This is a genomic window from uncultured Marinococcus sp., from assembly GCF_947493875.1.
Taxonomy (GTDB): Bacteria; Bacillota; Bacilli; order Bacillales; family Marinococcaceae; genus Marinococcus.
The window spans coordinates 314,976-336,926 of sequence record NZ_CANLSU010000004.1 but is presented as its reverse complement, the minus strand read 5'-3'; the positions used below and the strand labels follow the sequence as shown (position 1 = coordinate 336,926).

Below are 21,951 nucleotides of genomic sequence, written 5' to 3'. Positions count from 1 at the left end.
ACTCTCTTGCCCCCTGAAAATATTATTTTATTTAGTTGTTATTCCTCTGTCGCGTCTTCGTTCATGTAGGCCCATTTGTATTCAAAATCAGGACCGGCGGAGTTTACGACAACACCCTGCAGTGCCGGATTCCAGAGATATGCCTGAGCCTCCTGGTACATTGGAGCAATTACTGCGTCTTCCTCAATTAGAAGCTTTTCTGCTTCCAGGAAGTTGTCCCAACGCTCCTGTGGCTGATCCGCCAATTCATTGTTTGCTTCTTCGATCAGGGAATCGTACTCTTCACTGGAATACCCAGTATGGTTGTTGCCGCTGTCTGTGACAAACAGGTTCATGAAGGTGTTTGGATCCACATAGTCAGGTCCCCATCCGGACATCAACAGGTCATATTCCATATTTGTGTCGCGATCGAGACGCTCTTGGAACGGTACCTGCTGCACATTTACAGTCAATCCGTCCAGAGTGTTTTCCAGCTGCTCTTTAATATATGCACTCATATTTTGAGCTGATTCAGTATCACCTGTCAGGTATCCCAGTTCTGCACTGTCTGCTCCAATTTCTTCGAGTCCTTGCTCCCACAGTTCCTGGGCCTGCTCTTTATCAGTTGCTGAGAGGTTGCCATTTACTTCGCGGAAGTCCTCTTCTCCTTCAGGGCTGAAAACAAAGTTCCCCGGCATCAATCCGCCCAGAGGCATTGAACCATTATTGAGAATAGTTTCTGTTAAGTCCTCTTTGTTCACAGCCATCTGGATGGCTTTACGTGTATTTTCGTTCGCAAGAATTTCATTTTCCTGGTTCATTTTAACGTACCAGGAGGTTGGCTGTTCTACTGCCCGGTAATCCTGATCCGTGCTGTACTCATCCACGAATTCTGCGGTTAATCCAGTTCGATCCAATTCCCCGGTTTCATACAGGTTAGTCCCTGTGGAAGGTTCTTTAACGACCTGTACGTTAATTTCCTCCAGCTGCACAGTGTCTGCATCCCAGTAATCTTCATTTTTTACATATTTCATGCTGTCTCCAGTGTTCCACTCTTCCATCGTAAATGGTCCGTTTGTAAGCATGTTATCAGGATTGAGCGCGTAATCATCGCCCTGCTCTTCAACAAATTCCTCATTCAATGGATAGAAGGTCGGGAACGTTGTTAAGGATTCAAAATATGGAGTCTGCTTTTCAAGAGAAACTTCCAGCGTATGTTCGTCTACCGCCTCTACCCCGAGTTCACTCGGCTCCATTTCACCTTCACTGATGGCAGTAGCGTTTTCAATAACACCGCCCATCATATAAGGTCCGTACTCGGAAGCCGTCTCCGGATCTACTGCACGCTGCCAGGAATAAACGAAATCCTCGGCTGTTACAGGGTCTCCGTTCGTCCAGGTGGAGTCTTCCCGAAGGTTAAACGTCCATGTTGTACCGTCTTCACTAATCTCTGGTTCCCCCGTAGCAACACCGTCAGTAATTTCCGCATTTTCGCCAAGCCGGTACAGGCCTTCATAAGTTTCTCCAGTCCACTGTATTCCAAACTCATCTGTAGTAAGAGATGGATCCATGGAAGGAATATCACCCGACTGCGCCAGGTTGACTACCTGATCACCGCTTGCCTGGCCTTCGCCGCCTCCGTCACCACCGCCATTGCCGCCGTCTCCGCCGGATTCTCCGCCCCCGCCGCCGGAACACGCTGCAAGTACTGTACTCGAGATTAATGCAGAAGCTAATACTGTCATTTTTGTCTTTTTCATAAGATATGTTGACCTCCCCAAAACTTTTATGTTCTTATTGTGTAAAATTTCTGTTTTCTCTGTATTTACAAAGTATACAAGATGTTGCGAATATTTTCATTAATTTTTTAATTTTTTGCGAAAATGAAAATTTATTCGCTTTGTCTATACGAAAAGCATTAATGTTTTTGCCCACAGGGCAATTATTCGTAAATGAAATGTTTCGTTCAGCGGCAGGCAGCAGTTGTGCTATAATAATGGGCGTTATAAAATTCCAGAAGGAGTCCCGTCTATGCATTGGAAGCTGAATCTTTTCGTATTTGCCGCTAATTTAATAGCCGCCGGTCTGCTGTTATTCATTTTTTCTCCGGACTTTGGGCTGCTGAATGTGATCAATTATGTGTTTTATGTAGGTCTGTTTTATCTAATCATTTTCATTGCAGCATTTGTCATGCGCGGAGGATTTTTTGATGCCATTACCCACAGCTTTCGGAAAGTGGCTCACCGACTCGCTCCCTCCAGACCTTCAACTCAGGGCTGGGAACAACGGCTTGCGCCTTCTGAGGTCGTCCAGACTTCTTTTTTCCGTGTGCTTTTCTTTCAAACCATATCGCTGATAGTCCTGGATCTTTTACTGCTTGCTGTATACTACGCAGCTAATTAAACTGTTCCGGATTCAGCAGCGCCCGTGGTACCACCACCTTTAATGTTTATTTTCATTCAGGAGTTAAATAGGAAAACGAATCCTTATACTGCTTTAATTCAACGTTCACATCGGCGTTCAAAATTCCGTCAATCTGTGCTAAATCTCTGTTAACAAAATTCACTAAGTCCTCGTTATTTCTAAAATAAGCCTGTAAAATTAAATCATGATTACCAGAAAAAGCACCGACAAACCTTACTTCAGAAAAACGCTGGAGCTTACTCGCGATTTCATCCTGCATCCCGAGCTTTGTGCTCAGCCCGATAATTGTCTGCACATCGAGCCCGATTTTGTTCGGATTGGTATGTATGATAAATTCAAAAACACTATGCCGCAGCATTTTGTTAATTCTTGAACGGACAGTCCCCTCACTCACTCCCAGGCAGCGGGCAATTTCACTGTATGATTCCTTGCCGTTAGCCTGCAGATACCCGAGTATCGACATATCTACCTGATCTAATGAAACGCTCATTGGCATCCCTTCTCTTTTTCCCATTCTCACCTTGATGACCTTGCATCCTTTATTACGAATCACCGAGATGATCCCAGCTCACATTAGTAATTTCGTAACAATTCCCCGGGTGGATTAACGTAATTATAAGTAATTGTTCTTATTATTGCAATATTCGTGAAAGAATTTTATGAATTTTTTTGTAAGATTATATAACGTCATATGATTCGAAAAAAGCCCCAAGGTACTTTCCATACTACAATGTAATCGCTTTCATTACAATCGCTTCTTTGAAAGCATTTTGCATAACTATAAAAAACTCTGGCCGCCTAAAGCGTCCAGAGTTTTACCGAAGCCTGCTTATTTTGCAGTAATATATTCTTTGTTGCCCATATAGCCGCGCAGCACTTCAGGAATTTTAATGCTGCCGTCCTCCTGCTGGTGATTTTCCATGATCGCTGCCACCGTTCGTCCCAGGGCAAGTCCTGAGCCGTTTAGCGTGTGCACATATTCTGTTTTCGCATCGCGGTCCCGCTTAAAGCGGATGTTTGCGCGCCTGGCCTGGAATTCCTCAAAATTACTGCAGGACGAAATTTCTTTATAGTCTTCATAGCTCGGGAGCCATACTTCGATATCGTATTTCTTCGCTGCTGTAAAGCCCAGGTCCCCCGTGCACATGTTCATCACACGATACGGAAGCTCGAGCAGCTGCAGTACTTTTTCCGCATGGCCGGTCAATGCTTCAAGCTCTTCATAGGAATCCTCCGGCGTCGTAAACCGCACAAGCTCCACTTTATTAAACTGGTGCTGGCGGATTAAGCCGCGAGTATCGCGTCCTGCCGAGCCTGCTTCAGAACGGAAGCAGGCACTGAATGCCGTATAGGCTTTCGGAAGCTCTTTTCCTGCGAAAATTTCTTCTCGGTGCATATTCGTGACAGGCACTTCTGCCGTTGGTACGAGAAAATAGTCCTCTTCCCGAATCTGAAAGGCGTCCTCCTCAAATTTTGGAAGCTGGCCGGTGCCGGTCATGCTTTCACGGTTTACCATGTACGGAGGAATCAATTCTTCATAGCCGTGTTCATCGCTGTGCAGATCCATCATAAACTGAATCAGTGCCCGTTCCAGACGGGCCCCTGCTCCTTTATAAAACATGAAGCGGCTTCCGGTTACTTTTGCAGCCCGCTCGGCATCAAGCATATTCAGCTCCACACCAAGTTCCCAGTGCGGCTTCAGGGCAAAATCAAACACTGGCGTTTCTCCCCAGGCCCTTACCTCTTCGTTATCCGATTCATCTTCGCCAATCGGAACTGTTTCATGTGGAACATTTGGAATGGAAAGCAGAATCTGCTGCAGGCGCTCATCCTTTTCACGGATTTGCTCATCCAGTTTTTTAACCCTGCCTGATACGTCCCGCATTTCTGCAATCAGTTCATCGGCGTCTTCTTTATTTTTCTTTTTAGCTGCGATTTCATCGGAGACGGTGTTACGCCGTTGTTTTAACTCCTCTGTCTCCTGAATCAGCTCCCTGCGTTCACGGTCGAGTTCTTCAAAGGAATCCAGTTCGCTGATATCTTCGTTTCGTTTTGAAAGCTGCTCTTTTACTGCATCAAAATCATTTCGTAATCGTTTAGGGTCCAGCATAGGTGATGCCTCCTTCATAATAGTAGCTGTTTATATATTATAAAAAAGCCCCGCCCCTGTGAATCAGGGACGAGACTTTAATTCCCGCGTTGCCACCCTTGTTGCAGTAAACGTTACTGCCGGCTTTTTCTCTCATCCGTTAACGGGGACGAATCGAAAACGGCTACTCAAGTTCACCGTTTTACTCCGGACGGGATTCCTTTCGCATTTTCATCGGTTCACACCAGCCACCGACTCTCTGTAGAAGCATGCAAAAGTACTATTGTCCATCAACGCGATTGTATTTACACATTTACTGCCGCCTGTGCTTCTCGTACCATCTGTACGAAATACTGATGAAATCTGCGGTCGTTCGTCAGTTCCGGATGAAAGGAGCAGGAAAGCAGATGATCCTGCCGCGCCACCACAATTTCATCTTTATATTCTGCAAGCACTTCGACATTCTGTCCAACTTCCGTAATCAACGGAGCCCGGATAAATACCGCTTCGACATCATCTGCAACTCCGCGAATGGAAAGCTCGGTTTCAAAGCTTTCACGCTGGCGGCCGAATGCATTACGCTGAACCGTCATGTCCATCAGCTCGAGATGGCCTTCCGGCTCGCCTACCACGTCGGTTGCCATTAAAATCAAGCCGGCACATGTGCCGAATATGGGCTTTCCTGCCTTGGCAAATGCCTGCAGCGGCTCAAAAAATTGATATTTTTCCACCAGCCGCCGCATCGTCGTGCTTTCGCCGCCTGGAAAGACCAATCCATCGATTTCTTCAAGCTGTTCCGGCCGTTTTACGATAATAACTTCCGTATCAGGGGCCTCCAAGCTTTTGGCATGTTCACGAACAGCGCCTTGAAGAGCTAAAACGCCGATTTTCATCATGAGTAAAACCCCCTGTATTTATATTACTGACTGCGGTCCTGCATGCGGTCAAAGCCTTCAAGCTGGGAAATATCCATGCCGCTCATTGCAGTGCCCAGTCCCTTGGACAGCTTAGCGATCAGCTCATAATCCTCATAGTGAGTCGTCGCCTCTACGATGGCCCGGGCAAATTTATCCGGGTATTCGGATTTGAAAATGCCGGAGCCCACGAATACGCCGTCGGCGCCAAGCTGCATCATTAAAGCAGCGTCAGTTGGTGTTGCTATGCCGCCTGCTGCAAAGTTAACGACTGGAAGGCGGCCTCTGTCGCGAATTTGAAGCAGCAGCTCGTACGGCGCACCAAGATTTTTCGCTTCCGTCATTAATTCGTCCTTCGACAGGCCGATCACTTTGCGGATTTGAGACTGGATCAAACGCATATGACGTACTGCTTCCACGATGTTGCCGGTGCCCGGCTCCCCTTTTGTGCGAAGCATAGAAGCTCCTTCACCAATACGGCGGGTCGCTTCCCCAAGATCGCGGGCTCCGCAGACAAACGGTACTGTATATTCGGTTTTATCCATATGATACACATCGTCCGCCGGTGTAAGCACTTCGCTTTCATCAATATAATCAGCACCGAGCGACTCGAGCACCCGGGCTTCCACGATGTGGCCGATACGGGCCTTTGCCATTACAGGAATCGATACAGCGTCCATCACTTCCTGGACAATCGTAGGGTCTGCCATGCGGGCTACGCCTCCGGCAGCACGGATGTCTGACGGCACCCGTTCCAGTGCCATAACAGCTACTGCCCCTGCCTCTTCGGCGATTTTCGCCTGTTCTCCGTTAACGACGTCCATGATAACGCCGCCCTTTTGCATTTCCGCCATGCCTCTTTTAACGCGGTCTGTTCCTCTCTCTGCCATACTTCAGCCCTCCAGCTCCATTATTCTATCTGTTGCCACCGATTTTTGCGGTGTAATAATAACGCTCAGTAGCCCTATTGTAACACTATACTATATCCGGATAAAGCATCTTGTTTGCAGCCAAAAAAGCATTTCTGCCAGCTTTTATTTTCCAGCCGCTGCGTGCTAGACGCTGCTGAAAAGGTTGCTGACGCTCTGAACAATATTTCCAAACCATCCGCGCTTCTCTACAGCTTCATCCGCTATCAGAGGCACTTCTGTGCGACTAGCGCCGTCCTGCACATATGAGGCTTCGCTGTTGGTAACAACCACTGTCCCAACTTCTTCCCCTTTTTCAATCGGGGCTTCATTTTTGGAGACAGCAATCTCATATTCCGGTTCTATTTCCTCTGACGAAATCAACCCGAGCTCTTCTCCAGCTGTCACATCTATGCTTTCTTCCTGTCCGCCTTCGATTTCAATGGAGGATTCCCCATCGATTTCTGCCCCTTTTTCCACGAGGGTCTGGCTTTTTAGCTCTCTTTCAGCGTAATCATATAGTTTAGCCGTTTCGGTAAAACGCGACATCTTCGTTTCTGCGTTCATCACTACCGATATATATCTGTTGCCGTCCTGTTCGATTGTCCCGGTAAAGGCATTTCCAGCCAGATCAGTGGTACCTGTTTTCAGGCCATCCACTCCTTCGTATTCCTGTTCAAGCCCCGGGAGCATTTTATTCCAGTTAATCATATCGATTGGTTCTTCCGAATCTTCGTTGAATGTTTTTTTAGGAATGCCTGCCACATCCAACACTTCAGGGTACTCATCCAAAAGATGATAAGCCAACAGGGCAGTATCGTTTGCTGACATCATGTTTTCTGCATTTTCTTCGCTGCCTTCCGGGGCGTAGCCCATCATCGTAGAATTATTCAGCCCGGTCGCATTTACAAATTCATAATTCTCCATGCCAAGCTCCCCGGCCTGCTGATTCATCCGGTCGGCAAAAGCTGCCTCACTGCCTTCAATGTGTTCTGCCAGGGCGATCGTTGCTCCGTTCGCAGAGTAAATGGCCATAGCCTCGTAGAGCTCTTCGACCGTATAGGCTTCGTCCTGGCGAAGAGGCACGTTGGATAAATTTGTCTGAAGAGAAAGTTCGCGGACTTTATCGCTGATTGTTACTTCATCGCTCCAGTTGATATCTCCGTCTTCGATTGCTTTGTTTACTATGTATTCTGTCATCATTTTGGACATGCTGGCTGCAGGAAGCAGCTCATCGGTATTGTCTTCAAAAACTACCTGCCCCGTGTCTGCATCTATCATAATAGAAGCACTGGCTTCTATATCAGGCTCTGCCGCTTGAGCCGGCGTGCTGCCGAACATCCATATGGCTGCAGCCGCCACGCAGGAAACACCTGCTGTTTTCAACTTATTTCTCCTCAATCTCTGCACCTCCGTGGTGTTTTGCTATCGCATATTTTACCACAGCCCCATTTTAAAACATACCTGCCATTGTTCCTTTTATAAAGCCGTCTGTATCCGACAGCATCCACAAATATTTCCCGGGAAATACTTCTTACATTAAAAAAGACGGGAGCCACTGGCCCCCGTCCTTCATTCTTAGGAAGAGTAGTTTGGTGCTTCTTTTGTAATCTGAACGTCATGAGGGTGACTTTCCCGCAGGCCGGCGTTGGTAATCCGTACAAAACGGGCATCTTCACGCAAAGATGAGATCGTTGGGGTACCGCAGTAGCCCATGCCGGCCCTCAAGCCACCGAGCAGCTGATGAATCGTGTCCTTCAGTGGGCCTTTATAAGGAATACGGCCTTCAATGCCTTCCGGTACAAGCTTTTGGCTGTTTTCCTGGAAATAGCGGTCCTTGCTTCCCTGCTCCATAGCGCTCATCGAGCCCATGCCGCGGTAGACCTTAAACTGGCGGCCCTGATAAATTTCACGTTCTCCGGGACTTTCTGTCACTCCTGCAAGCAGGCTGCCGAGCATAACTGCATGAGCACCGGAAGCCAGAGCTTTGGCGATATCGCCGGAATATTTGATTCCGCCGTCGGCAATAATCGGTACATTATGCTTGTCCGCTTCTTCTGCACACTCATATACAGCGGTGATCTGCGGAACACCCACGCCCGCTACTACGCGGGTTGTACATATCGAGCCCGGGCCGATGCCGACTTTTACAATATCGGCTCCTGCCTCGATTAAATCCCTGGTTCCTTCAGCTGTAGCTACGTTGCCGACTATCAGCACAACCTCAGGATAGCTGTGGCGGATTTCTGCAATTTTATCAAGCACGCCTTTGGAATGGCCGTGGGCAGTGTCGATCACAATAGCATCGGCTTCTGCTTTAACCAGAGCTTCCACGCGTTTATCTGTATCAGCGCTCACTCCAACAGCCGCTCCGACAAGCAGTCTTCCCTGGGTATCCTTCGCTGAATGAGGGAATTCGATTACCTTCTCGATGTCTTTAATCGTAATAAGGCCCTTCAGCGTACTATCCTTTTCTACAAGAGGAAGCTTTTCAATTCTGTGTTTCTGCAGTACGTCCTCCGCTTCCTCAAGCGTGGTTCCGACCGGGGCTGTAACGAGGTTGTTAGAGGTCATCACCTCTTTGATTCCGATCGAATAATCTTCAATAAAGCGGAGGTCGCGGTTCGTAATGATTCCCACCAGCTTTTGGTTCTCGTCCACGATCGGTACACCGGAAATGCGGTATTTCCCCATGAGATGCTCTGCATCGAACACCTGGTGGTCGGGATGAAGGAAGAAAGGATTCGTAATAACTCCGCTTTCTGAACGCTTCACCTGGTCCACCATTTCTGCCTGGGCTTCGATAGACATGTTTTTATGCACTATACCGAGACCGCCGGCCCGCGCCATCGCAATCGCCATATCTGCTTCCGTCACTGTATCCATTCCAGCACTTACAACAGGAATATTTAAAGGAAGCTTATCGGTTAACGATGTCCGTACTGATACATCCCTTGGATGAATATCAGATCTTGCCGGTAACAATAAAACGTCATCAAACGTTAGACCTTCTTGGGAAAACTTATCTGCTCGCACGAATCTTCCTCCTTCAAAATGGTTGATTTTACAGGATTTCTCACTGCCCTGCTGCCTGTAACTATATTTATTTCTAATATCTTATCACGTTTGGGCCAGTCTCAGAAGTAAAAGGAATATGTTTTATTTTTCCGAAAATTTATAAACAGGCGCTAATAATTATGTAAAGGATTACAAAGCTGGATCCACCATGCTAGATCACATGATGGATGGCTGATTTTTCATTCAGCTGAACGACCTGCCCGTCTTGCTCAAGCTGAACCAGCGGATATTCTATCTCACGGCGGTCCAGGTGCACAATCGAAGCAGAGCTGCCGTCGGCGAGCTGCACCTTCTTTCCGGTCATTACAGTAATGAACTGCTCTGTTAATGTTTCCACTACAGCAGGAGGAAGCTTTCCAAACGACTGCATCGTCAGCTCACGCATCGCATGAAAAGCCGATTTTCCCTCATTTTCCAGCCGTTCGCCTGCCATGGCGTGATACATGTCTGCCGCTGCTACGATGCTACTCAGCACATATATTTTGCCGCCTTTCATCCCAAGTGGATAACCGCTTCCGTCTTCGCGTTCATGGTGCTGCAAAATAGCAAGCAATACCTCATCGCTGATCAATCCGGTAGCCTTCGCCATCTGGTAGCTCTGAATTGGATGCTTTCCCGCCTTCTGCCGCTCTGCAGCAGAAACTCTGGCCAGGGAAGCGTCACACAAGAGCCCGGCGAGTGCCGCTCCGAGCCATTCCTTCTGGCTGCAGCCATGCTTTTTAGCCAGCAGCGCAGCCAAAAGCGCCACCGATACCGCATGATGACTCTCGTACTTTTCCAGCTCTGCAAACTGGTAGCTTGTAAATATATGAGAAGCGTTTTCTTCAATATCCTCGAGCAGGGGGGCAACAACCGCCCGTGCTTTTTTCATTTCGATGGGAGCTCCGGCTGTCCAGGAGCGCCACATGGCTTCATGAGCCTCCACCGCTGTATCGTAAACGTCTTCAAACACCGGCCGATGCTCTCTGGCTGTCTCAGTCTCTTCCGCTGGAGAAAAGGGATCACCGTTGACAAGCACCGGCTTTACTTCAATATACTCCACAAGAAACTGTTTGATAATATCGACTAAATGCTCTGTCAGCGCCGTTTGTTTTCTGACCACCGGCGTTTCATTCACTGCATAGACATCATTCACCAGCACGCATCCTGGCACTGCCTGATTAATATGTATTCGCATGGAGACTCCTCCATTCTTCCTGATATAATAATTCTATTTTACTATTTTCCTTGAAAAATACCACTACTTTCACCGTTCTTATACAGAATTTTAGAATAAAATTCCATTTTTCACATAAAAAAGACCGGCCGTTTAAAATACGGCCGGGTCTCAAATTATTCTTCTTCTGATTCTGCTGGAACATTTTCTTCTTCGGCAGCTTCGTGTTCAATTACAGGTGCTACTGTGGACACAGCTTCGCCTTTATCAAGGCGGATAAGTCGCACGCCCTGGGCGTACCGGCCGAGTCTTGAAACGTCACCAACCTGCATCCGGATAACAACCCCGTGAATGGTCATCACCATCAGATCAATGTCCAACGGTACTGAACGCATCGCTGCGAGTTCTCCCGTGCGGCTTGTGAGTTTAATCGCCTTTAACCCTTTTCCGCCACGGTTCTGCTTACTGAATTCTTCAATTGAGGTAAGCTTCCCGTATCCTTTGTTTGTCACCATCAGGATCATTTCATTCTCCACTGAAATATCCATACCTACTACTTCGTCATCCTCACGAAGCGAAATTGCTTTAACTCCGGAAGCGGTCCGCCCCATCGAGCGCACGTCCTCTTCATCAAAGTGAATGGACATTCCCTGCTTTGTGCCGATGATTAAGGAATCATCTCCGGAGGTAAGCCGTACGCCGTGAAGCTCATCGTCCTCCCGGACGTTAATAGCGAACAGGCCGCCCTTACGGATATTTGAGAAGGCAGAGAGAACGGTTCTTTTCGAAATTCCTTTTTTCGTCAGGAAGAAAAGATAAGCGTTTTCCGAGAATTCCTCGATCGGAATGACGGTGCTGATATACTCCCCTTTATCAATCTGGAGGAGATTAATTAACGGAATCCCTTTAGCCGTACGGCTTAATTCAGGAATTTCGTAAGCCTTCAGACGGTATACTTTCCCTTTGTTGGTGAAGAAAAGAATGGTCTGGTGGGAATTGGTCGTCAGCAGATGCTCTACAAAGTCATCTTCGTTTGTGCCCATTCCCTGGACCCCGCGTCCACCGCGGCGCTGGCTCCGGTACGTATCAATCGGCATACGTTTAATGTAGCCCTGATGCGAGATAGTGACTACTACATCCTGCCGCGGAATAAGGTCTTCATCTTCGATGGAATTCTCTCCGGCTTCGAGACGTGTCCGCCGGTCATCACCGAATTTTTCCTTCACTTCGGTAAGCTCCTCCCGGATAATTTCGAGCACCCGTTCTTCGTTAGCCAAAATTTCCTTCAGCTCCCGGATCCGCTCCATCAGCTCCCGGTACTCCTGTTCAATCTTATCTCTTTCGAGTCCGGTTAAACGCTGCAGACGCATGTCGAGAATAGCCTGAGCCTGATCTTCACTCAAATCATAGTTGTCCATCAAACCGTTTCTTGCGATGTCTGTGGTTTCCGATCCCCGGATCAGTTCAATCACCGCATCCAGATGGTCAAGCGCCACCCGCAGGCCTTCCACAATGTGGGCCCGGGCCTCTGCTTTTCGAAGTTCAAAAGCAGTCCGGCGCCTAATAACTACTTTTTGGTGCTCGAGGTAGTGATACAGACATTCCTTGAGGTTCAGCACCTTCGGCTGGCCGTTCACAAGAGCCAGCATGTTAATACCAAAGCTCGTCTGCAGCGCCGTCTGCTTGTACAGGTTATTTAAAATAACGTTGGCGTTGGCATCTCTTCGTACTTCCACGACGACCCGCATGCCGTTACGGTCTGATTCGTCGCGCAGATCAGTAATGCCATCGATTTTTTTATCGCGCACAAGCTCTGCAATCCGCTCCACCAGCCGGGCTTTGTTCACCTGATATGGCAGCTCATCTACAATGATTGTTTCCTTACCCTTTTTATCCTCTTCGATGTAGGCGTGCGAACGGATGATTATTGAGCCTTTGCCCGTCTGATAAGCCTTCCGGATGCCGGAGCGACCTAAAATGGAAGCAGCCGTTGGAAAATCCGGCCCGGGAATATAGTCCATCAGCTCTTCTACTGTAATATCAGGATCTTCACTCAGGGCGAGCACTCCGTCAATAACTTCTTCAAGACGGTGCGGTGGAATATTGGTAGCCATGCCTACGGCGATTCCGGAGGTGCCGTTGACCAGCAGGTTCGGGAAACGCGCCGGCAGAACCACAGGCTCCCGCTCGTTGCCGTCATAGTTTTCCTGGTAATCAATTGTGTCTTTGTTAATATCGCGGACCATCTCAAGCGATATTTTAGACATTTTCGCTTCAGTGTAACGCATTGCTGCTGCTCCGTCTCCGTCCACGGAACCGAAGTTTCCGTGACCGTTAACGATTGGGTGGCGGTAGCTGAAATCCTGGGCCATCCGCACCATCGTTTCATAAACCGCGGAGTCGCCGTGCGGATGGTATTTACCGATAACGTCACCAACAATACGGGCCGATTTCCGGAACGGTTTTTCCGGCGTCATGCCGAGTTCGCTCATTGCAAATAAAATACGCCGGTGCACCGGCTTCATTCCGTCACGAACGTCCGGGAGGGCCCGGCTGACGATAACACTCATCGCGTAGTCTAAAAACGAGGTCCGCATTTCCTCGCCAATACCAATCTCCGTGACTCTGGATTCGTTTTCTGCCATTGCAGTAACCTCCTACTTTCTATTCCAGCAGGCTGAAGTGCCTGTTTCTGCTATATTCGATAGAAACCCCCGCTTTAATCTTTTGCGGGGGTTTCTTTGTTTCACCTTAATAACGGCTCTTACACGTCGAGGTTCTGTACGTAATGCGCGTTTTCCTGAATAAAGTCACGACGCGGCTCTACGTGATCGCCCATCAGTGTTTCAAACACTTCATCGGCCACCATTGCTTCTTCAAGCGTCACCTGCATCGTCGTTCTTGAATCCGGATCCATGGTCGTTTCCCAAAGCTGGGTCGGATTCATTTCCCCAAGTCCTTTATAGCGCTGAAGATTTGGTTTTGGCTGCGCCGGAAGCTCAGCCAGTGCAGGCTGAAGTTCACGCTCGAAAAAGAGATAGCGAACGTATTTGCCCTGCTGGACCTTATACAGAGGCGGCTGGGCAATATAAATGTATCCTCTTTCAAGCAGCGGCCGCATGTAACGGTAAAAGAAGGTTAGCAGAAGTGTCCGGATATGGGCTCCGTCCACATCGGCATCCGTCATAATAATAATGCGGTGATAGCGTGCCTTTTCGATGTCAAATTCGTTGCCGATTCCTGTTCCGAGAGCTGTAATAATGGTTCTGATCTCATTGTTGGCAAGAATTTTATCCAGGCGCGCTTTTTCCACGTTCAGAATTTTTCCGCGAAGCGGCAAAATAGCCTGGAAATGCCGGTCCCGTCCCTGTTTGGCTGAACCGCCGGCAGAATCCCCTTCGACGATATACACCTCACTGCTCGCTGCATCCTTTGAGGTGCAGTCGGCCAGTTTTCCCGGAAGCGAACTGACTTCGAGGGCACTTTTACGGCGGGTTAATTCCCTTGCTTTTTTCGCAGCATCCCGTGCCCTTGAGGCCATCAGTCCTTTTTCTACGATCGTCCTGGCTGTGTCCGGATTTTCGCTCATAAACCTCGAAAAATGCTCCGAGAATAATGAATCTGTAATGGTACGGGCTTCCCCGTTCCCTAATTTTGTTTTTGTCTGTCCTTCAAACTGCGGATCCGGAATTTTCACGCTGACAATCGCAACGAGGCCTTCACGTACATCGTCTCCGATTAAGTTTGGATCGTTTTCTTTGAACAGGCTGTTTCTGCGGGCATAGTCGTTAATAACTCTCGTCAGTGCCGTCCGGAATCCCGACTCGTGGGTACCGCCTTCATGGGTATTAATATTATTTGCAAACGAATATACATTGCTCGTATATCCATTGTTGTACTGCATGGCTACTTCCACCTGAATATCGTTGCGGGTTGCTTCAAGAAAAATCGGCTCTTTGTGGAGTGTGTCCTTCTGACGATTCAGGTATTCCACAAAGGAAGCAATGCCGCCTTCGTAATGATAGGTCTGGACCTGCTCTTCCTCCGTGCGTTTATCGGTACACGTAATATGGAGCCCGCGGTTAAGAAATGCAAGTTCGCGTACACGGGTGGTGAGCGTTTCAAATTCAAACTCGGTTGTTTCTTCAAAGATGTCCGGGTCCGGTTTAAAGCGGATCTTCGTTCCCCGTTTATCTGTCTTACCGACGGTTTCAAGGTCGTGCTGCGGAATACCGCGGCGGTAAGCCTGCTGATAGATTTCGCCTTCTCTGTGGACTTCGATATCAAGCGTTTCGGAAAGAGCGTTCACTACGCTCGCTCCCACGCCGTGAAGCCCGCCGGAAACTTTATAGCCCCCGCCGCCAAATTTACCGCCGGCGTGAAGCACGGTCATAATAACCTCCACGGCCGGACGCCCCATTTTTTCGTGCATGCCGACAGGCACACCACGGCCGTTGTCTTCCACGGTAATGCTGTTGTCTTCTTCGATCGTGATATATATTTGGTCACAATAGCCGCCCATGGCTTCATCAATGCTGTTATCAACGATCTCCCACACTAAATGGTGAAGTCCTCTGGACGTTGTAGAGCCGATATACATGCCTGGACGTTTCCGGACTGCTTCGAGTCCTTCAAGTACCTGGATTTGATTTTCATCGTATGAATTTTGGTTCATCGACAATCTGTTCACCTTCGCTTCCTGCGGGATCAACTCTCGCGTTTAGTACGTAATTACCTGCCGTCGTTTTCATCACTCCGTATGCTCAGTTTTCTTTGGCAGACTGTATTTCTTCATGATATTCATCATATTCTGAAATAATCTGCGATCTGCGCTTCAGCGTTAACGAAGAAATAGGGGAGAAATAAACCTTCTCTTTTGTAACCACGACGGACTTTGCTTCGGAATCTGCAATTTGTTCTTTATCATCATTTTCCACTGCCTGCAGGAACTGTCTTGTAATGCTTGAAGAATCCTGGCTGTTGCTGTCTAAAATAGCGATAACGTCTTTTGAACGTATTACAGTGCCGTCGCCTAAATGTATAAACAATGTGATTCACCACCTACTGTTTTTCCAATTGTCCCTGGCGGGCCGTAAATACCGTTGCCCGCTCGATTGTCTCGTGCTTGATGCTTTCAATGCTTGTTGTTGTAACAAAGGTCTGTACTTTTCCCTGGATCGCGTCCAGTAAATGAGACTGCCGATGCTGATCCAGTTCAGAGAGGACGTCATCAAGCAGCAGGATGGGATACTCCCCTACGTAAGACCGGATCAGCTCTATCTCTGCCATTTTTAACGATAAGGCAGCTGTTCGCTGCTGGCCCTGGGAGCCGTAAGTCTGTACGTCCCTGTCGTTGACCAGAAGCTTCATTTCATCCCGGTGCGGCCCTGCAAGCGACAGTCCCCGCCGGATTTCATTTTCTCTGCGGCGCTCAAGCTCTGCGCGAAGCTGTTCAGCGAGTACTGAGGCTTCCATTTCCGCATGAATGTTTGCAGAGGGGTCGTACTGCAGCTTAAGCTGCTCGCGGTCCTGTGTGATCCGTGTATGAATCTCTGAGGCCCATCCTTCAAGCTGCTGCAAAAATCCGTAACGCCGCTGGATTACTTTTACGGCTGCTTCAATGTATTGCTCGTCGATGACCTCAAGTGTTAATTCCTGTTCCCGGCTCGGTGCGGGAAACATGCCCTTCAGCAGCTGGTTGCGCTGCTTTAGAATACGCTGATACTTGGAAAGATCGTGCAGGTACACCGGGCTGATCTGACCAATCTCCATATCAATAAAACGCCGCCTCATATTCGGCCCGCCTTTTACAAGGTTCAAATCCTCCGGGGCAAACATGACGACGTTGCATGCGCCTATATATTCACTTAGCTTTTTTTGTTCGATGCCATTCTTTTTTACCTTTTTTCCTTTAGCCGAAAGAATAACCTCAAGATCAACATGACGCTGCTCCCGCTCTACTGAAGCTTCGATACGGGCAAAGTCGTGATCCCAGCCAATCAGCTCCCTGTCTTTGGAAGTCCGGTGGGATTTCGCAAAAGCAAGCATATGAATGGCTTCCATCAGGTTTGTTTTTCCCTGGGCATTTTCCCCGACAATAACGTTTACGGTGTTCTCTATCTGCAGGGCAATATCACCGTAGTTGCGATACTGCTTGAGCCGAATATTTTTTACATACACAGGCCTGTGCTCATCCTTCGCCGGTACCGATAGTGAAGCTTCCGTTCTCTTCGACTTCCACTACGTCCCCTGGATACAGCTTTCTTCCCCTGCGGGCTTCTTCTTCTCCATTCACTTCCACAGCGAATTCAGAGAGAAACCACTTTGCCATGCCACCTGTATCGATGATTCCAGCTTCTTTGAGGAACTGGCCGAGTGTTATATATTCGGTTGTGATATTAATCGCCTCTCCCATATCGATCCTCCCGACGCCGGATATTAAAGCATAATTATTACTTCTGCCTGTTTCCGAACATATTTCATTCATACTCTATATTTTACTAAAAATAAGCGGAAAATGCCAGTATATCGCACTATTCGTTTCACATTCCCTGTCAGCTTAACATAAGAAAAACGGCCTCCTGTTTTATACAAAAGGCCGTATAATTGTTCGACTTTTAATACGTGCGGACCGGGGAGAATAAATGCAGCATCTGATCATGGTCTGTCGGACGCACTACAAACGGGCTCATCGCCCCGGTAAATTGAATATGAATTTTTTCACTGTCGATTACTTTTAGGGCATCTGTGATATTTTTTCCGTTAAACGAAATGCGAAGCTCTTCTCCGTCTATTTTATCACAATCGATGTTTTCCGTCACTTTCCCAATTTCGGAAGAAACGGAGTTAATCTCGACCCTTCCGTCTCCAAGTGTTTTTAAGTTGATTACGTTGTTTTTCGTTTCTCTTGAAAGCAGCAGTGCCCGGTCGAGTGACTGCAGTAATTCCTTTGTGGACAGCTCCACGCCGGTTTTGGTTTCAGAAGGGATCATATTTTTAGTCACCGGATATTTGCCGTCAAGAAGCCGGGAATAAAACAGAAGATGTGGAAAACGGAACATTACCTGGGTTTCCGTGATAATAATTTCGACAGTGGAATCATCATCGCTCAGCAGACGGCTTAATTCATTCAGGCTTTTACCCGGAATGACAATGTTGGATAAATCAGGAGCGTCTGAACCTGCCTCGAGACTGGCTTTCCGGAGAGCGAGCCGGTGACTGTCTGTAGCAGTACAGATGAGTTCTCCGTTTTCGCTTTCAAGGTTTACACCTGTCAGTACCGGTCGCGTTTCCTGGGCTGACACGGCAAAAACTGTCTGGCGGATCATATCCTTGAGTAAGCTCTGTGGCAGATGGAACATATTTGTATCATCAAGCTTTGGAAGCCGTGGATATTCTTCCGGGTCCAGACCGTTCAGGTTAAACACGACAGAGCCCGAACGAATCGTAGTGGCAAACTGATCCTGTACCACCACTTCGATCTCTTCTCCCGGAAGCTTTTTCACTATTTCTGCAAAAAAGCGGGCCTGAAGTACAATGCTCCCCTGCTCGTGCACCTGAACATACTGAGTATCGTTCTCCTCTGTTGGAATGAACGTTTCAATGGATATGTCAGAATCGCTGCCGGTTAACGTTACTCCATCGGCGGCTGCAACGATTTTAATTCCAGTCAGTATCGGAATTGTCGTTCTGGAGGAGACAGCTTTATTTACGTTTTGTACATGTTGCACAAATTGATCTCGATTGACGGTGAAATGCATAGGTCATCTCCCTTTATATATATTGTTTTTAAAGTAGTAATAGTAGTAGGGCTTGTTAGTAATGTGGATAAATAAGATTTGAACTGCCAATTCAGGCATTTGCCCCTGTGAGTAAGTTGTGTATAACTTCAGGGTGTTATCCACACCTATGTGCGTAATTGATCGATGATTCCCTGGACAGTTTTTTGCAGTTCTGTGTCTGTAGACATTAGATTTGATATTTTTTCGTGGGCATGAATGACTGTCGTATGGTCTCTGCCGCCAAAAGCCTCGCCGATTTTCGGCAGTGAGGCATCGGTCATTTCCCTGGACAGATACATGGCGATCTGACGCGGAAAAGCAATGCTCTTCGTACGTTTTTTTGCTTTTAATTCCGGCACAGGCATCTGAAACTGGGTCGCCACCCGTTCCTGGATGTGCTCAATAGTGACTGTCTTAGGCTGGGCGGTAGGAATGATATCTTTCAAGGCTTCAGCTGCGAGGTCAGCATTCATGTCCTGATTGATCAACGAAGAATAAGCGACAACACGGATGAGCGCCCCTTCAAGTTCACGAATGTTTGTATCAATTTGATTGGCAATATAGAGCATGACCTCGTTTGGAATATCAAGCATTTCCGCCTTTGCTTTTTTACGCAGAATAGCGATTCTTGTTTCCAGGTCCGGCGGCGTGATATCAGTGATTAATCCCCATTCAAACCGGGATCGGAGCCGGTCTTCAAGCGTTGGTATTTCCTTTGGCGGGCGGTCACTGGAAATGACAATTTGCTTGCTTTCTTCATGAAGAGCATTGAAGGTGTGGAAAAACTCCTCCTGGGTCTGCTCTTTTCCCGCTAAAAACTGAATATCGTCGATGAGCAGTACATCGACGTTTCGATATTTGTTCCGGAAATGCACAGCTTTGTTGTCCCGGATAGCGTTGATAAACTCGTTGGTAAACTTTTCAGAGGACAAATACATTACCTTGGCATTGGGATTATGATCAATAACGTAATGGCCGATGGCATGCATCAAGTGGGTTTTTCCAAGGCCGACCCCGCCGTAAATAAACAATGGATTGTACGCTTTGGCCGGTGCTTCAGCTACTGCAAGCGATGCAGCGTGGGCAAAACGGTTCCCGGAGCCGATCACGAAAGTATTAAATGAGTATTTATCATTCAGCATGCTCTTTGGAGGGTCCTGGCTGGAAACGGACGGAGCTGCTTTTAGGGGCGCTGGTTCATTTTCCACCGGGGCTTCAGCCTGCGGGATCACAAATTTTACCTGAAGCGCGGATCCGGTGATATCTTCTAAAGCGTCAGTAATCAGGTTTGTATAACGGCTCTCAAGCCAATCACGGGCAAACTCGTTCGGTGCTTCAATAATGACGGTATCTCCTTGAAGATCCGAGGCCTCTGTTGCTTTCAACCACGTTTCATAGCTTGGTTTACTTACTTTTTCCTGCATTAGTTCCAATGTCTGGTTCCATAAATCAGTAATATTTTCCAATAAGGACGCACTCCTCTCGTACAGGCTTAGCAGTATACAATGGTTTGGCTGAAGACTCAAATCGCTGGAAAGACAGAAAAGGCTTCTATCTTATCATGGTGAAAGAAAGAAACCCAATAAGTGAATATGCGGGAAATGCATATTGTATACGGTATAAAATTATTTTGGAATAATAATAAAATTATGTAAAAAAAGAAATACACATAATGCACAGGGCTGTGAATAACATTGTCCAATGGCTGTGGAAAATTATCCACAAAGTTATCAACAGCTGTGGATAAGGTTGCATTGTATGAAATGTTATTAACAGAAACTTAATCCATAATAGCAAATAAAAAGACGAATAACAACGGGAACATATTTGTTTATCCACAAACTCAAGAACTTGTGTATAGAAACTATCCACAGCACTAGATTATGTGTACAAGTTGTTTATAACGCTGTGGGCATTTTTTATGTTCGCTTTTATCTATCCACACAGTAACAAAGAATTGCTGTGTACAAACATAGGAAAAACAGCTGCCGGTATCGCCCAGGGGGTGGTTGACAGTTTTTCTTATTCTCTATATAATTTACGGGAATGTTTTCGAACGTTTATTACTCCTTGAGGAGGTGCGATACACTATGGGAAAACCAACATTTACCCCTAACAACCGGAAGCGTAAAAAAGTACACGGTTTCCGTGCGAGAATGGGAACAAAGAACGGTCGTCAGGTTTTGAAAAATCGTCGTCGTAAAGGTAGAAAAGTATTATCTGCATAAGAAGGCCACGGATTCTATCCAGTGGTCTTTTTTTCTGTCTTCAGCCGGAACGAAAAATAAAAATGCCGGCGGTTATTATAGGAAAAAGGGGAACCGGGTGATGAAAAAGCAAAATCGTTTAAAAAAGAATCACGAGTTCAGCTATATTTTTGCGCACGGAACTTCCTTTGCCAACCGGCAATTTGTGCTTTATACCTTAAAAAAAGACGAACAGGTTCATTACCGGGCAGGACTCACCGTCAGTAAGCGAATGGGAAACGCCGTCATGCGCAACAGGATCAAGCGCTATCTGCGCGAAGCTGTATCGGAGCTTGAGCCCCGGATCCAAGGAGGCTACGACCTGGTAGTAATAGCGAGGAAACCAGTAGCGGATATGGACTACCATGAAACGAAAAAAAGTCTGACCCATGTATTTAAAAAGGCCGGTTTGTTAAACTCAGGTAAAGCAAAGCCCAAAAAATAGAAAAAAGCTGTTTTCGTTTCTGTACCGGCAGCGGGCGGAAGCGAAAATACTTTTAAAATAGAGGAATTTCCGCTGGTACTGAAGAAATTGTTTACAGGAGCCATGCGTAAATGAACTTCAAATTATCTTACACATATATGTATATGCGGCATACGTGATATAGCCATGCCCGTAATAAACGAAAATAAGGCACTGAGCAACGTAAGGAACGAGGAGGGCGGGGTAACGGTGAACCAATCGATGAAGGTTTCCGGGAAAACAGTAGAAGAAGCTTTGGATACGGCTGTACAGAAATGGGAAACGACAATAGACCGTATCGAGTATCAGGTGCTTGAAGAACCAAGAAAAGGATTTTTGGGTATTGGAGCGAAGCAGGCTTCTGTTGAAGTAATTCTTCGAATCGATCCTGTGGAGGAAGCGGCTGCATACTTAAAAGACCTGGTTCAGGCTATGAATGTGGAAGCAGAAGTGGAAGTACAGATCTCAAGAAAGCATACTGCGATGGAGATCAAAGGCTCTTCGCTGGGCCTGCTGATTGGAAAACGCGGAAAAACCCTCGATGCGCTCCAGCATCTTACAAACACAGCTGCCAATAAATATGCTGATGCCAAACAGCATATTGTACTTGACGCTGAAAATTATCGTGGGAAACGAAAAGAATCACTGCAGCGGTTTGCAGACCGGATGGCTGGGAAAGCACTCCGGGAATCCAGAACAATTAAACTTGAGCCCATGGACGCAGCGGAGCGAAAAATTATTCATCAGACCCTGCACCAGCACAACAGCATTGAAACAACGTCGTCAGGAAAAGAACCAAGACGCCATGTAGTAATTACTCCCGTTGAAAAGAAAAGCTAAAATAAAAGAAACTGCCGCCTGGGACTACCGGGCGGTTTTTTAAATAGGCAGATATACACAGGTTATCCACATG

The 21,951-nt window shown here is 47.3% G+C and carries 19 protein-coding genes and 1 other annotated feature; of the genes, 4 read left to right on the top strand and 15 right to left on the bottom strand.

Features of this window, described 5'->3' with window-relative positions; genetic code table 11:
• Window positions 1-38: 38 nt before the first annotated feature.
• Window positions 39-1,739 (bottom strand): peptide ABC transporter substrate-binding protein, encoded by a 1,701-nt coding sequence (locus tag Q0757_RS09970; protein WP_298786832.1) that lies wholly within the window; start codon window positions 1,737-1,739, stop codon window positions 39-41.
• A gap of 271 nt (window positions 1,740-2,010) precedes the next feature.
• Between Q0757_RS09970 and Q0757_RS09965 the strand changes: the two genes are divergently transcribed.
• Window positions 2,011-2,382, top strand: a complete 372-nt coding sequence (locus Q0757_RS09965; protein ID WP_298786830.1) for a DUF3899 domain-containing protein — start codon at window positions 2,011-2,013, stop codon at window positions 2,380-2,382.
• A gap of 52 nt (window positions 2,383-2,434) precedes the next feature.
• Here the strand turns inward: Q0757_RS09965 and Q0757_RS09960 are convergent, their stop codons facing one another.
• The 14 genes from Q0757_RS09960 to dnaA all read right to left on the bottom strand — a co-directional run bounded on the left by Q0757_RS09960 (window position 2,435) and on the right by dnaA (window position 19,795).
• Window positions 2,435-2,893, bottom strand: coding sequence for an Lrp/AsnC family transcriptional regulator (locus tag Q0757_RS09960; protein WP_298786827.1), 459 nt, complete (start codon window positions 2,891-2,893; stop codon window positions 2,435-2,437).
• A 339-nt stretch (window positions 2,894-3,232) separates the two neighbouring features.
• On the bottom strand, window positions 3,233-4,513 hold the full coding sequence (serS, locus tag Q0757_RS09955; RefSeq protein WP_298786824.1) for a serine--tRNA ligase: 1,281 nt from the start codon (window positions 4,511-4,513) through the stop codon (window positions 3,233-3,235).
• A 62-nt stretch (window positions 4,514-4,575) separates the two neighbouring features.
• Window positions 4,576-4,795, bottom strand: a binding site (T-box leader).
• 2 nt (window positions 4,796-4,797) lie between these two features.
• Window positions 4,798-5,388 carry a pyridoxal 5'-phosphate synthase glutaminase subunit PdxT gene (gene pdxT / locus Q0757_RS09950; protein WP_298786820.1) on the bottom strand — a complete coding sequence of 197 codons (591 nt, stop codon included), beginning with the start codon at window positions 5,386-5,388 and terminating at the stop codon, window positions 4,798-4,800.
• 23 nt (window positions 5,389-5,411) lie between these two features.
• A complete protein-coding gene (gene pdxS / locus Q0757_RS09945) occupies window positions 5,412-6,296 on the bottom strand; it encodes a pyridoxal 5'-phosphate synthase lyase subunit PdxS (RefSeq protein ID WP_298786819.1) in 885 nt (294 codons plus the stop codon).
• A gap of 165 nt (window positions 6,297-6,461) precedes the next feature.
• Window positions 6,462-7,700, bottom strand: coding sequence for a D-alanyl-D-alanine carboxypeptidase family protein (locus Q0757_RS09940; RefSeq protein ID WP_298786817.1), 1,239 nt, complete (start codon window positions 7,698-7,700; stop codon window positions 6,462-6,464).
• 192 nt (window positions 7,701-7,892) lie between these two features.
• Window positions 7,893-9,350: an IMP dehydrogenase gene (guaB, locus tag Q0757_RS09935; RefSeq protein ID WP_298786815.1), complete on the bottom strand. Its 1,458-nt coding sequence runs from the start codon at window positions 9,348-9,350 to the stop codon at window positions 7,893-7,895.
• Between the two features lie 193 nt (window positions 9,351-9,543).
• Window positions 9,544-10,569 carry an HD-GYP domain-containing protein gene (locus Q0757_RS09930; RefSeq protein ID WP_298786814.1) on the bottom strand — a complete coding sequence of 342 codons (1,026 nt, stop codon included), beginning with the start codon at window positions 10,567-10,569 and terminating at the stop codon, window positions 9,544-9,546.
• 155 nt (window positions 10,570-10,724) lie between these two features.
• Window positions 10,725-13,193: a DNA gyrase subunit A gene (gene gyrA, locus Q0757_RS09925; protein WP_298786812.1), complete on the bottom strand. Its 2,469-nt coding sequence runs from the start codon at window positions 13,191-13,193 to the stop codon at window positions 10,725-10,727.
• A gap of 119 nt (window positions 13,194-13,312) precedes the next feature.
• Entirely contained in the window at window positions 13,313-15,229 is a 1,917-nt protein-coding gene (gyrB, locus tag Q0757_RS09920; RefSeq protein ID WP_298787028.1) for a DNA topoisomerase (ATP-hydrolyzing) subunit B, read from the bottom strand.
• Window positions 15,230-15,311: 82 nt separating this feature from the next.
• The gene (gene remB, locus Q0757_RS09915; protein ID WP_298786810.1) at window positions 15,312-15,596 is read right to left on the bottom strand and encodes an extracellular matrix regulator RemB; all 285 of its coding nucleotides are present in this window, start codon (window positions 15,594-15,596) and stop codon (window positions 15,312-15,314) included.
• A gap of 13 nt (window positions 15,597-15,609) precedes the next feature.
• A complete protein-coding gene (gene recF / locus Q0757_RS09910; RefSeq protein ID WP_298786808.1) occupies window positions 15,610-16,728 on the bottom strand; it encodes a DNA replication/repair protein RecF in 1,119 nt (372 codons plus the stop codon).
• A gap of 10 nt (window positions 16,729-16,738) precedes the next feature.
• Window positions 16,739-16,963 carry a S4 domain-containing protein YaaA gene (gene yaaA, locus Q0757_RS09905; RefSeq protein WP_022792944.1) on the bottom strand — a complete coding sequence of 75 codons (225 nt, stop codon included), beginning with the start codon at window positions 16,961-16,963 and terminating at the stop codon, window positions 16,739-16,741.
• 202 nt (window positions 16,964-17,165) lie between these two features.
• Window positions 17,166-18,308, bottom strand: a complete 1,143-nt coding sequence (dnaN, locus tag Q0757_RS09900) for a DNA polymerase III subunit beta (protein WP_298786806.1) — start codon at window positions 18,306-18,308, stop codon at window positions 17,166-17,168.
• Window positions 18,309-18,454: 146 nt separating this feature from the next.
• Window positions 18,455-19,795 (bottom strand): chromosomal replication initiator protein DnaA, encoded by a 1,341-nt coding sequence (dnaA, locus tag Q0757_RS09895; protein WP_298786804.1) that lies wholly within the window; start codon window positions 19,793-19,795, stop codon window positions 18,455-18,457.
• Between the two features lie 624 nt (window positions 19,796-20,419).
• Between dnaA and rpmH the strand changes: the two genes are divergently transcribed.
• The 3 genes from rpmH (at window position 20,420) to jag (ending at window position 21,878) form a co-directional block, all read left to right on the top strand.
• Window positions 20,420-20,557 carry a 50S ribosomal protein L34 gene (gene rpmH, locus Q0757_RS09890; RefSeq protein ID WP_079474470.1) on the top strand — a complete coding sequence of 46 codons (138 nt, stop codon included), beginning with the start codon at window positions 20,420-20,422 and terminating at the stop codon, window positions 20,555-20,557.
• A gap of 100 nt (window positions 20,558-20,657) precedes the next feature.
• Window positions 20,658-21,020, top strand: coding sequence for a ribonuclease P protein component (gene rnpA / locus Q0757_RS09885; RefSeq protein WP_298786800.1), 363 nt, complete (start codon window positions 20,658-20,660; stop codon window positions 21,018-21,020).
• 228 nt (window positions 21,021-21,248) lie between these two features.
• Window positions 21,249-21,878, top strand: a complete 630-nt coding sequence (gene jag / locus Q0757_RS09880) for an RNA-binding cell elongation regulator Jag/EloR (RefSeq protein WP_298786798.1) — start codon at window positions 21,249-21,251, stop codon at window positions 21,876-21,878.
• Window positions 21,879-21,951: the final 73 nt, after the last annotated feature.